The 11,836-nt window shown below is 69.3% G+C and carries 12 protein-coding genes; 3 read left to right on the top strand and 9 right to left on the bottom strand.

What is annotated here, in order from left to right:
- Positions 1–101 precede the first annotated feature (101 nt).
- Entirely contained in the window at positions 102–743 is a 642-nt protein-coding gene (locus QHF83_RS16320; RefSeq protein ID WP_282418760.1) for a universal stress protein, read from the top strand.
- Here the strand turns inward: QHF83_RS16320 and ggt are convergent.
- From ggt to QHF83_RS16345, 5 genes are all read right to left on the bottom strand, one after another.
- The gene (ggt, locus tag QHF83_RS16325) at positions 740–2,629 is read right to left on the bottom strand and encodes a gamma-glutamyltransferase (RefSeq protein WP_282418761.1); all 1,890 of its coding nucleotides are present in this window, start codon (positions 2,627–2,629) and stop codon (positions 740–742) included. The genes QHF83_RS16320 and ggt overlap by 4 nt on opposite strands.
- Positions 2,630–2,720: 91 nt before the next feature.
- A complete protein-coding gene (locus QHF83_RS16330) occupies positions 2,721–3,605 on the bottom strand; it encodes a hypothetical protein (RefSeq protein ID WP_282418762.1) in 885 nt (294 codons plus the stop codon).
- Between the two features lie 190 nt (positions 3,606–3,795).
- Positions 3,796–4,842: a hypothetical protein gene (locus QHF83_RS16335; protein WP_282418763.1), complete on the bottom strand. Its 1,047-nt coding sequence runs from the start codon at positions 4,840–4,842 to the stop codon at positions 3,796–3,798.
- Positions 4,839–5,525 (bottom strand): hypothetical protein, encoded by a 687-nt coding sequence (locus QHF83_RS16340; RefSeq protein WP_282418764.1) that lies wholly within the window; start codon positions 5,523–5,525, stop codon positions 4,839–4,841. The genes QHF83_RS16335 and QHF83_RS16340 overlap by 4 nt, the downstream gene beginning before the upstream one ends.
- A 2-nt stretch (positions 5,526–5,527) precedes the next feature.
- The gene (locus QHF83_RS16345; protein ID WP_282418765.1) at positions 5,528–6,610 is read right to left on the bottom strand and encodes a hypothetical protein; all 1,083 of its coding nucleotides are present in this window, start codon (positions 6,608–6,610) and stop codon (positions 5,528–5,530) included.
- 176 nt (positions 6,611–6,786) lie between these two features.
- Between QHF83_RS16345 and QHF83_RS16350 the strand changes: the two genes are divergently transcribed.
- Complete coding sequence (locus tag QHF83_RS16350) at positions 6,787–7,011, top strand: hypothetical protein (protein WP_272419427.1); 225 nt, start codon at positions 6,787–6,789, stop codon at positions 7,009–7,011.
- 73 nt (positions 7,012–7,084) lie between these two features.
- Here the strand turns inward: QHF83_RS16350 and QHF83_RS16355 are convergent, their stop codons facing one another.
- Positions 7,085–8,386, bottom strand: coding sequence for a citrate synthase (locus QHF83_RS16355; protein ID WP_282418766.1), 1,302 nt, complete (start codon positions 8,384–8,386; stop codon positions 7,085–7,087).
- 238 nt (positions 8,387–8,624) lie between these two features.
- Here QHF83_RS16355 and QHF83_RS16360 point away from each other — a divergent pair, with 238 nt between their 5' ends.
- A complete protein-coding gene (locus QHF83_RS16360; protein ID WP_282418767.1) occupies positions 8,625–9,272 on the top strand; it encodes a hypothetical protein in 648 nt (215 codons plus the stop codon).
- Positions 9,273–9,381: 109 nt separating this feature from the next.
- Here the strand turns inward: QHF83_RS16360 and QHF83_RS16365 are convergent, their stop codons facing one another.
- The 3 genes from QHF83_RS16365 to QHF83_RS16375 form a co-directional block, all read right to left on the bottom strand.
- Positions 9,382–9,717: an HU family DNA-binding protein gene (locus QHF83_RS16365; protein WP_272419432.1), complete on the bottom strand. Its 336-nt coding sequence runs from the start codon at positions 9,715–9,717 to the stop codon at positions 9,382–9,384.
- A 420-nt stretch (positions 9,718–10,137) separates the two neighbouring features.
- Positions 10,138–11,163: an NAD(+)/NADH kinase gene (locus tag QHF83_RS16370; protein WP_282418768.1), complete on the bottom strand. Its 1,026-nt coding sequence runs from the start codon at positions 11,161–11,163 to the stop codon at positions 10,138–10,140.
- Positions 11,160–11,825 carry an NUDIX hydrolase gene (locus QHF83_RS16375; RefSeq protein ID WP_282418769.1) on the bottom strand — a complete coding sequence of 222 codons (666 nt, stop codon included), beginning with the start codon at positions 11,823–11,825 and terminating at the stop codon, positions 11,160–11,162. The genes QHF83_RS16370 and QHF83_RS16375 overlap by 4 nt, the downstream gene beginning before the upstream one ends.
- Between the last annotated feature and the right edge of the window lie 11 nt (positions 11,826–11,836).

Genomic DNA, 11,836 nt, shown 5'->3' on the forward strand with positions numbered 1-11,836 from the left:
CCCGTCCGCCCGCGCCGCGCGGTCGCTTCGGAATGCTTTCGCTCGAAGAAGCAGCGAAAGGGACTTGCGACCACGCGACGCGATCCAAACATTCGCTGGCAATGGTCGCAATCGCTCCGTCCACGGTAGAGCCCGGCCCCGATTCACCCGCCCCGGACAGCGAAGAAACGACGCAGCCGAGGCTGCGCGCCGTCTCGGCTCCCCCACCGGACTCGGCCGTGCGCAGGGTGATGCCGCCCGCGGAGCGCAAAAAGGACCCGTACATCGTGCTCGTGGGGCTCGATCTCTCGGAGCCCGGCGGTCGGGCCTGGCGGTTCGCTTTTGATCTGGCGGAGCTCCGGGGCGAGGAGACCGAGATTCACGCGGTGGTGATCGGGGCGCGCGGCATGGCGCCGCGAATCAAGGACGTGGCGACGCCGCGGGTGTCGACCTCACACGCGAGCGAGGCGAAGCTGCCGCCTTTGAAGGTGCTCGAACATCGCTCCGCGGGCGGGCAAGCGCGGCTCATGGCCATGCATTACCGTGATGGACGGCCGGACAAGGCCATCGTGAACCTCGCGCACGAAATCGGGGCCGACCTCATCGTCGTGGCGAGCCACCCGCCGAGCCGCCTGGAGCGTCTTTTCGGCGGACCGCTCGCCGATCGCATCGCGCGCAATGCGCCGTGCCCCGTCGTGATCGTCCGACCGAAGCGCGACGAGGACGACCCGGGCGTCGATCAATACGATCCGCGCCTTCGTTAGGGACGGGCGTCCTTGGCCTTTTCCATCTCCGAACGCGAAATCCCCTCGGCCGTGCCTCCCTCGCGGGGATCGGCGAAGCCGTAGGCAAAGCCCGTCTGCGGGTCGACGAGGATGTCGTTCGCGTCGCCTTGCGTGAGGTTGCTCGGCTCGATCGTGTGCCCGCGCCGCGTGAGCTCGGCGAGCACCTCGCGCGGCGGCGGGCGCTGCTTCTCCACGCGCAGTTTGTCCGGCTGGAACTGGTGGTGCAGGCGGCCGGTCGCGATGGCCTCGTCGATCGTCATGCCCCAGTCGACGAGGTTTCGGAAGACCTGGGCCACGGTGTTCGGGATCGTGTCGCCGCCCGGCGAGCCGAGCACGAGCGCGAGCTTTCCGTTCTGCGTGACGATCGTCGGCGACATCGAGGTCGCCATGCGTTTGCCCGGCGCGACGACGTTCGGGCCGTCCTTCGAGAAGCCGCCGAGGGCGTTGCCGAGCAGGACGCCCGTGCCGGGCACGACGACCTTCGCGCCGAACCCGGCCGAGAGCGTGTACGTGCAAGCGACGGCGTTGCCCTCGGCGTCGACGACCGAGAAGTGCGTGGTCTCGGGTGACTCCTTCGCGGCCTCGGGCATCGCCGCGGCGAGCGTGGCCGAGGGCGTGGCGCGCGTCGGGTCGATCGCGGGCTTGCGGGTCGCGAGGTGTACGCCGGAGAGGAGCTCCTTTAGCTGCGTGTCGAGGTCCTTCGGCCCGAAGTCCGGATCGGCCGCGACGAGCCTTCGATCGGCGTAGGCGCGGCGCGCGGCCTCGACGAAGAGGTGGAGCGCGTCGGCCGAGCCGGGCTTCTGCTCGTGCGCGCGCGCGCGCTCGAGCGAGAGCATGATCTGCGCGAACGCGACGCCGCCCATCGACGGCGGAGGCGCGGTCTCCACGGAAAAACCTCGGTACGAGAAGCGCAGCGGCGCGCGCAGCTTCGCGCGGTAGTCGGCCATGTCCTTGGCCGTGATGTACCCGCCGCCCTTCTTCATCCATTCATCGATCGCGCGCGCGAAAAAACCTTCGTAGAAGGCGCGCGGGCCGTCCTTCGCGATCGACTCGAGCGTGCGCGCGAGGTCCGGCTGGCGCACGCGTTCGCCCTCGGCGAGCGGTTTTTTCCCCTTGCCCCAGATCGCGCGGGCCGCGGGGTCGTGCTCGAGCTTGTTCCAGGCCCACGCGAGCGTGAGCGCTTGCCGCGGGCCGAGCGCGTGTCCTTTCTTCGCGAGCTCGATGGCGGGCGCGACGAGCTCCGCGAGCGGGCGCGTGCCGAACCGTTCGAGCGCAAAGGACAAACCCGCGACGGTGCCCGGCACGCCGGCCGAGCGCAGGCCGATGCCGCCGTCGTGGTCGAGCATCGCGAGCACCTTCTCGGTCGTCGCGCCGGCCGCGGGCGCGGTCTCGCGGAAGTCGACGAAGTGCGTCTCGCCGCTCTTCAGGCGGATCGTCATGACGCCGCCGCCGCCGATGTTTCCGGCCGAGGGATGCGTGACGGCGAGCGCGTAGGCGACGGCCACCGCGGCGTCGACGGCGTTGCCGCCGCGGCGCAGCACGCTGACGCCGATGCGCGTGGCGTTCTTCTCGACGGAGGTGACGAGGCCGGCCTCGCCCTGCACGGCGCGCTTGCCGCCCGGGCGAAGAGCGACGGGCGGATCGGGCGGCGGCGGTGCCGGGTAAGGGTCGGGCGCGGGCGCGCTCGCGGCGGCGGAGGTCGCGGGGACGACGGCCGCGGGCGCGCTCGTGGAGGCGCTCGGCGCGGCGGACGTCACGGGGAGGGCAGGAGGCGCGGCGTCGTCGCGCGGCGCGGGCGTCTGTGCGACGCAGGCCGAGACGAGCGCCGCCGCGAGGAGGAAGGTTCTTCTCGAGCTCGCGGGCATCGGCGGGGGGACTCTATCGCAAGGCCCCGGTCGACGCTTGGGGGCTTTGCTCGGACGAGCCGAGCGAAGCCCCAAGCCCCGCGTCCGGCGACTACTTCTTCTGGTTCTTGCGGCGGCCGAGCGCGAGGCCGAAGGCCGCGATGGCGCCGAGGATGCCGGCCGCGCTGCCGGACGTGTTGCCGGCGCTCTGCGCGCAGGAGACGCCCGCCTCGCCCGAGGCGGTGCAGCGGCCGCCGCTGCAATTCGCGTCGCCGCGCGCGTAGCCCTCGACCTTGATCTCGAGCAGGCTCTCGAGCTGCGCGACGCAGTTGTCGATCTGCTCGCCGACGTCGACGTACTGGCCGTCGCAGAAGAGCGCGCCCTCGGGCCGCGAGCAGGCGACCTCGCAGCCGCCCTTGAGCTCGGCCTCGCAGTCGATGAAGCCCTTGGCCTGGCAGTCGATCTGGCAGTCGATGTTGGCCTGCGCGTCGCAGGAGCCGGTGCAGCACGCGGAGCACTGCGCCTTGCAGTCCGCGCTGGGCGGCGTGGCCTCGCAGCGCGCGTCGCACTCGCCGCCGCACGTGGCCTCGCAGGAGGCGCGGCAGCGGGCGCTGTCCGGATCGGCGGCGCAGGAGGCGTCACAGCTCGCGCCGCAGTCGGCGCGGCAGGAGGCGCCGCACTCGAAGCTGCCGGGGTCGACGTTGCACTCGGCCTCGCAGCTCGCCGAGCAGCTCGCGCTGCACGAGGCGCTGATGTTCGCGTTGCACTGGCCGCTGCAGCCGACGTAGAGGTCGGCGGCGCACTGGACCTGGAAGCTCACGGGCTCGCAGGCAGCGGTGCAGCCGCCTTCGACGCGCATCTCGCACTTGGCGTTGGCGGCGAGCTCGATGCCGCCGCAAGCGCTGATGGTTTTTGCGTCGGCCGAGGAAGCAAAGCCGAAGGTCGTGGCGGCGGCGAGCGCGGCGGCGGCGAAGATCGGGGCAAGGGAAGTACGCATGAGTTCGTTCTCCTGTGTGGACGAGGGGTCCCTCGATCGCGGCGCCCCCGGTGCAAGGGGACGACCACTCGCGAGGGTACGTCCTGCGTTCGACGATCCGCCGAGGATTTCGAAACGGTCGAGCTCCACCGTTCACGTCGCCTCGGGCGACGCTGTCATACCGGCGGTCACGCGTCCGACCAGGTCGAGCTCACGGAGTGATTTGACTGGCGATCCTGCCCGGGCCGTACCGCGCCACGATGCCCTCGCGCGCCGCGCCCGGCATGCTGCTCGTCACGAAGTTGCCTCCAACGGCCCAGTACGTGCCAGTGCCATCGGCCCAGGCCGCGTGCAGATCGGCATAAGGTGGCACTTCGAACTCGTCCACCCAGACGCCCGCGTCGAGGCGCTGCTTCGAGCCACCGAAGCCCACGACGACCACCTCGCCGGGCGCGTTGCAAGACACGCCGTTCACGCCGTTCGTGAGCGCGACGTCGAGCTTCTGCCAGGTGGCGCCGTCCGAGCGGAGGACGTCGAACGTGCCGACGGCGTAGACCTCGTTCGGGCCGCAGCCAGCCACCGTGAAGAGTGTGCCACTGGCAAGGGGCGGGTTCGATTCGAGGGCCCAATCCGCGCCTTTCTTATGCCAGATCGTGCCGTACTCGCCGACCACGTAAAGGTCGTCCGAGCTCGTGCCCCAGACCTTGTAGTGCGCGCGTCCGAGCGGCATGTCGGGCAAGGTCACCGGCGTCCAGGTGTTCCCGTCCCAGCGCAGGACGACGTCGTTCGGGGCGTCGGCGCCGCCCTCGGGCGTGCCGCCGACGGCCCAGGCGTCCGTCTTCGAGGCCGCCCAGACGCCCCAGAGCGTCGCCGTGGTGCCGGAAACGTGCTCCGTGAAGGTCGCGCCGTCCCAGTGGGTGATGCGGCCCTCCTCGCCGACCATCCAGACGTCGTCCGGGCCGGAGCCCGAGACCCACCAGTACGTCTGGTCGCCACCCGGATGGAGCTCGCGGAAGGAGGCGCCGTCGAAGTGGACCACGAGCGACTCCTTGCCGTTTCCGAGCGGGCCGCCGACGGCGAAGACGTCCTTCGGGCCGCTGCCCCACACGCTGAGCACCGCGCGATCGAGGTCGCCTCCGTCGAGCGCGACTTGCCACGCGGGTGTTTCCGAGGAAGGCGGCGGATCCGGCGGCGGATCGGAGCAGCCGGTCGCGAGCGCCGCGAGCGTGAGCACGAGCGCGAGGCGAAGGCGCTTCACGGCGATCCTCCGGAGGCGTCCGAAGAATTCACGTCCGCGCCCGCGTCGAGGTCCGGATCGAGGGGGCCGGCGTCCGGATCGCACTGCATGCCGAGGACGTAGTCGCCGGCGCACATGCAGAGGCACTCGGCTTCGTAGCCGGGTTCGTCGCAGCGCGGAGTCACGGTCATGATCTTCGTGATCTTCTTGCCGTCGCGATCCGTGAGCGTGACCGTGAGCTCGTAGGGTTTGTCGAAGAGGTCGTCCTCGGCCCACTGGTTCGGGCACGCCGCGATGTTCGAGAACGTGGAGATGTCCGTCGGCGCGCTGCGCCCGTAGCCGTCGTCCGTGGGCTCGAGGTTGATGATGCGTGTGTCCAGACGAACTTGCTTCGTCGTCAGGTCGCGCAAGGCGCCCGCGACGCGCACGGCGCACGGGTCGACGTTCGTCACCCGCACGCCCGCGAAGACGACGCGGCCGCCCTGCGGCGGGAAGATGAGCGAGATGCTCGATCCTTCGCTGATCGGCTGGAGCTCGCCCCCGGGGCCGAGCGCGATCACTTCCATGCTCGGCTCGGCCGAAGGGTCCCCGAGATACGCGAGCTTGCAGCCCCCGATCGGGCCGGCGTCCGGCTCCGGCGGCGGCTGCGAGGGAGAGCTGCAAGCGGCGAGCGCGAGCACGAGGGCGAGCCAGGGTTTGTCCACGGCTAGAAGCAGTTGATGTCGTCGGACTTCGGGTAGTAGTAGACGAAGATGTTGCAGTGCTCGTTGGCCTCGACGATCGGGCCGAACGTGTAGCAGCAGTCATCCGCGCCCTGCTTGTCGAGCGCGTTCAAGCCGTCACAGCCGACCGAGGCCTCGGGCATCTGCCACTGGTACGAGCACGAGTAGAACACGCCGCCGCCCGCGGGGACCTCGCGGTCGAGCTCGGGAGAGGTGAGCATCGGCGGCTCGTCCCAGGCCTGCGAGGAGTAGAAGCGCTGATCCATCGGCGGCTGCTCGATGCTCACGCCGTCCCACGCGAACATGTCGAACTGCTTGCCGCGGCTGTGGAAGTGGCCGTTCGCGCCGATGATGCGGACGGGCTTGTCGCTGTTGAACTGGCAGGAGCCGTCGAACGAGGGCGTCGGGTTCGAGGCGCAGACGCGGATCGACTGCTTCGTCGCGAAGAGCGTGCCGAGCTGCGCCTTGACCTTGTCCTTCGGGATCGTCCAGAAGTTCACGTTGACCTTGCCCTCGCCCGAGGGCGTGCCCTGCGTCGAGGCGTTGACGTAGTGCGTCTGGAGCATGAGCCACTCGTCGGGCATGAACTCGTTGGCGACGCCCTCGGGGAAGGTCCAGTCGAGCTGGCCGTCGATCTGCGAGTTCGCGACGAGCGGCCAGTCGGCCCAGTTCGAGCTCTTGAAGCACTCGCCGACGTTGTCCTTGCCCTCCTGGATCGCGCCGTTCGCCGGATCGAGGCCCGTGATCGTGCGGACGCGGAAGACGTTCATGTGGTGCGAGCCCTCTTTCTGGGCGATCTGCACGCGGTTCACGTAGACGGGGCTCTCGGGATCGAGGCCGTTCGCGGCCGCGAGGTCACGGACGCGGAAGAAGTAACAGTCCTGCTTCTCGACGCCGGCAGGGACCTCGAAGGTCTCCGTCTCGATCTGGAAGCCCTGACCCTGCGGAGGTGGGTCGATATGTGCCGGGTCTGCCCCCGTTGTCGGGGGGGGGTTCGGTTCGCTGGAGCAGGCAAAAAAGAGGGGGGCGGCGAGCGCCATCAAGACGAGCGATCGGAATGCAGACATGGGTTCTCCTCCCGGGGGGCAGAAAAAGGGGACGCTATGGACGCTACACGAAAGCAAGTCGTCGGCCATCCGGGCCCTGCTGCCCCACCCCCCGCCCTTTCCCGCGGGAAGCGCGCGCGGGGAGGCGCGCACAGGGCGCCTAGCTGCTATTGTCGCCGGACGGAGGATTTTCGTCGATGGCTGGCAACAAGCAGTGCGGAGAGCACACCGAGCTCGCGTCGAACAGCGCCGTGCGCGTGACGCGGTGCACGTGCGGCACGGTCCACGTCACCATGCTTCAGAACGGCGTGACGGTGCGCATGTCGGCCGACGCCCTCCGCAACGCGTGGGCAGGGATGAAGGCCGCGATCGATCGGATGGACGAGCCCGTGCCGAGCTTCGGCAGCTCGATCATCAACTAGCGTTCACGAGGATGCGGGGAGGGGAGGGCGCGCGGGGGGAGGCGGCCCTCCCCCCACACATGCGCGTGGCGCTTCAGCTGCGCTCTTCGAGGGAGATGTAGTTGCGCTCGACCTCGCCGGTGTAGATCTGGCGCGGGCGGCCGATCTTCGTCGAGGCGTTCTCGTTCTGCTCTTTCCAGTGCGCGATCCAGCCGGGCAGGCGACCGAGCGCGAACATGACGGTGAACATGTTCGTGGGGAAGCCGAGGGCCCGGTAGATGATGCCGCTGTAGAAGTCGACGTTCGGATAGAGCTTGCGCTCCACGAAGTACGGGTCGCTGAGCGCCGCCTCTTCGAGCTTGCGCGCGATGTCGAGCAGCGGGTCCTTGATGCCGAGCTTGGCGAGGACCTTGTCCGCCGCGACCTTGATGAGCTTCGCGCGCGGGTCGTAGTTCTTGTACACGCGATGGCCGAAGCCCATGAGCCGGAAGCCCGAGCTCTTGTCCTTCGCGAGCTTGACGAACTTCGAGACGTCGCCGCCGTCCTTGCGGATCTCCTCGAGCATCTCGACGACCTCCTGGTTGGCGCCGCCGTGCAGCGGGCCCCAGAGGGCACAGATGCCCGCCGCGATCGAGGCGAAGAGGTTCGCCTTCGCGCTGCCCACGAGCCGCACCGTCGACGTCGAACAGTTTTGCTCGTGGTCGGCGTGCAGGATGAGCAGGAGGTTCAGGACCTTCACGATGTCCTCGTCGATCTCGTACGGCTCCGCCGGGACCGAGAACATCATGTTGAGGAAGTTCGCACAGTACGAGAGCGAGTTCTGCGGGTAGACGAAGGGCTGGCCGATCGACTTCTTGTACGAGAAGGCCGCGATCGTGCGGACCTTCGAGAGAAGACGCGCGATCGTGATGTCGACCTGCTCGCGGTTGTCCGCGTCGATCGCCTCGGGATAGAAGCTCGAGAGCGAACACACCATCGACGACAGGATCGCCATCGGGTGCGCCGTCGAGGGATACCCCTCGTAGAAGTGCTTCATGTCCTCGTGGATCAACGAGTGCCGCGTGAGCAGCGTGGAGAAGCGCGACAGTTCCGCGCGGCTGGGCAGCGTGCCGTAGATCAGGAGGTAAGCGACCTCCACGAACGTGGACTTCTCACCGAGCTGCTCGATCGGAATGCCCCGATACCGCAGGATGCCCTGCTCCCCGTCGATGAAACAGATCGAGCTCGACGTGGACGCGGTGTTCACGAACGCCGGGTCGAGCACCACGTAGCCGGTCTTTGCGCGGAGCGTCGAGATGTCGATGCCCTTCTCGTTCTCCGTCCCGGTCACGATCGGAAGCTCGATCGTCTGCTCCTGTCCATCATTCTTGAGCGTGAGCTTGGCCGTCTCCTGCACGCGTCCTCCTTTCACCACACCCGCCGCAGCGGCGGCATAAGTACCACGGCTGCCCGACATAAGCCGAGCGGAACCACACGGGAAGTGTCCACGTGCACGCAAATATCGTGAGGACGCCGGAAAACACAGGGTTTCGGCGCTTCGAGTGTTGGTCTGACCACAAGCAGAGGGCGAGGGAGGGGGGTCTCTCGGGGCAAACCCCGCGGCGGTCAGGGAAAACTTTGGTAGGTACACGAGGATGGCCGCGCTCGAACCGATGGTCCGGGGCAAGCTCGCCTCCCACCCCGAAGCGACTGCGTTCGCCGCCGAGGTCCTCCGGGTCCATCGGCGCTACGCGACGGAGATCGTGCAAGCGTACGCGCTCTGCCCGTTCGTCCGAGATGTGGACGTGGCGTTCGGGAAGTTCTGCGTGATGCTCGACCGCGAGCCCGATCTCGACGCGACGCGCGAAGCGGTCGTCGAGGCGCAGAGCAACGTGCTGCACGTCGTCTTCCCGCTCGCGCTGCCTCCGCCGAACGTGTTCGAGCGCTTCGCCTCGACGCTGCTCGCTCGCTTGCAAGGGTTTTTCCCGGAGGCGCCGGTGATGGCGGCGTTCCACCCCGAGCTCGTCGGCGATTGCGACGCGCCGCATCGTCTCATCGGGCTCTTGCGCCGCGCGCCCGACCCGTTCGTGCAGTTCATCCCCGCGGGCGTGCACGAGGGCGGCACGGTGTTCGCAAGCTCGATCGAGGAGTTCGAGGCGAGCGCGGTCGACCGTTCGGAGCTCACCTTCCAGAACCTCCGCGGCGAGCCGATCGAAGCGCTGCTCGCGCTGGCCCTCGAGATCCGCGCGGATCGGGATCGGGCGTACGCGCGGTTCGCCGGGCTCGCCGTCGACGCGGGCTAGACGGGGCGTACAAAAAGAAAACGGGCCGCGCGCCGGCTTCGCACTGCGAAGACCGGCGTTCCGCGACCCGTGGCCCCGCCCTTCGAAATCGAGGGACGGGAGCGAAGGCTCAGCCCATCGCGTCCTTGACCGCCTTGATCGGGCGGGCGCGGACCGTCTTGCTCGCCGGCTTGGCCGGGAACGTCATCGGCTGCTTCGTGAAGGGGTTGACGCCCTCACGCGCCTTCGTGGCCGGCTTCTTCACGACGCGGAACTTGGCGAAGCCGGGCACGGTGAAGATGCCGGCCTTCTTGAGCTCGCGGTGGCCGATCTGCGCGAGGTTGTCGAGGACGAGCTTGACCTGCTTGCGCGTGATCTCGCCCCCCGCCTCCTCCGCAATCGCGTTCAGAAGCGCGCTCTTGCTGATCGAGGCCGCCTTCTTCGTCTCCGTCTTCTTGCCAGCCATGATGTGTTTCCTCCGAGGTAAAAGCCCCTCTCGCGGCCCAAACAACCACAAGGAACGCGCTAGGTCGAGCGGGAAATCGTCGTTCGGAGCGACAAAAACAGGCCATTCGCGAGAGCTCCCGCCCGAGGTCGCGGGCGGATGGGGCCCTCGGCGCGGCCACACGAGGGGCCGAAAGAGCCCTGATTTCCAGGCAAAACGCGCGATCTTCCGGAGGAACCCGAGCGGCGCGGAGCGGAGGATCGCGGCGCGGTGGGAGGTCCGGGTACCACGAAAACGGCGGATCCCGAAGGGTCCGCGCCGATCCAGCTCCTCCGGGGGGCAGCGCGCGGCGCGCGCCGGTGCGAGGCGAATTTTTCACGGGACGGCCGGGAGACAGGCCTCCGGAGAGGAGAGCACGCGGGGACGAACCCGTTTTTCGGATCAGCGCGCGTGGTCGTCGCGCTGCGCGGCGCGGCTCGGGGCGTGGGACGGGGGTTCGTCGTGGTCGACGCCCCAGCGCCGCGTGGGCGCGATGCCGAGCACGGTGAGGGCCTCGCTCGCCTGCGTGAACTCCAGGAGATCGCCGACGCCGACGTCGATCGTGCGGTTCGGCCCGTCGATGAAGAGCTTCGCGTCCGTCATCTTGCTGCGCACGACGAGCGGCGTCCCCGGCGGGATGAGCGCGTGGCGCAGCCGGTAGCGCTCGCCGTGCGGCGTGTAGGGCTCGCGCACGACGAGCTGCAATCGTTTGGAGGTCAAAGGGATCACGCGGCCGCCGGCGGAGCGCTGCGCCGCCGTGGAGCCGGCCGCGGGGCCTATCCAGAAGCCGCTCGACTTCTGCTCCTCTTCGATGTCGCCGAGCCGGACGAGGTAGCGCGACGTGGCGGCCGGCGAGACGTGGCAGAAGAGCGCGTCGTTGAGGACGCGGGCCGCGACGACGCGGCCATTCACGCAGACCTGCATGCGCGTGAGCACGGCGCGGCGGAGCTCGCCGCCGAGCGCGCGGCCGATGGCGAGCGCGGCCTCGCCGCGGCGCGCGCCGCAGAAGAAGCCGACGGAGTACTCGGGCGCGCTGTTGATGCCGAGGATGGGGACATCCGCGACGGAGTGCGAAGCGCTGAGCAGCGTGCCGTCGCCGCCGACGGTGATGACGAGGTCGAGGCCGCGGGCGTCGAAGGCGTCGCCGACGCTGCCCTCGAACGCGACCTCCACGCCGAGCGCGCCGAGCGCGGCTTTGACCTCGTGCACGGTGGCCTCGTGCTCCTCGTGCGCGGCGCGCAGGTGCGCGACCGTGGGGTCGTGGGCGTCGAGGAGGCGCTGAATGCGGCCGTTCTTTCGCTCCTCCACCTGCACCCGGTACGCCGAGCGCTTCACGATGAGCACGACCTTGGGCTTCTGCGCGCTCTTTGCCGCGAGGCCGTTCGAGCTCGCGGGCGTCTTTCGTCGCGCGGACGAGGCGCGCTTCACGCGTCGAGCTCCGCGAGGCGGCGCAGCGCGAGCTCGGTCTTTTCGTCCTCGATGAGGCCGCTCCGCGCGAGCGCGAGGGCCTCGTCGAGGGAGAGCGCCGCAATCGCAGCCTTGCGTTCGAGCACCGAGCCGTCCTCGGTCGGCGCGGTGCGCTGCGCAGGGTCGACTTCGACGTGGAAGAAGAAGTGCCGCTCGCCGACCATGCCGGGCGCCGGGAACGAGGAAGGGCCGAGCGGCGCGAGCGCGCGCGGGTCGACCTCGAAGCCGAGCTCTTCCTGGAGCTCGCGCGCGGCGCAAAGCAGGAGGCCTTCGGGGCTCCGCTCCTCGACTTCCACGAGACCCGCGGGCAATTCCCAGAGGTTGCCGAGGTCGTCGCGCTCTTCGACGGGCGAGGTCGCGCGGCTCCGGAGTGCGACGGGAGGGCGCACCGAGGAGCGGAGGTAGACGTGGCGGACGCCCTTCTCGTCGCGGAAGTGCGCGGCGATGACCACGGCGTCGAGCCGTTCTCGATCGACGATATCGTAGGAGAAGGGCTCGCTCTGTTCGCCGTCCGGGAAGGAGGCGCGGAGCATGACGCGCTCGACGCGCAGGAAGGCGGGCGAGCCCGGTTCTGCGTGCTGTTCCCGCGTGAGCAGGATGCGTGGCAAGGAGGGCAACGGCATCGCCGGAGCCC

It is taken from the genome of Polyangium sp. 15x6, from assembly GCF_029960785.1.
GTDB lineage: Bacteria > Myxococcota_A > Polyangia > Polyangiales > Polyangiaceae > Polyangium.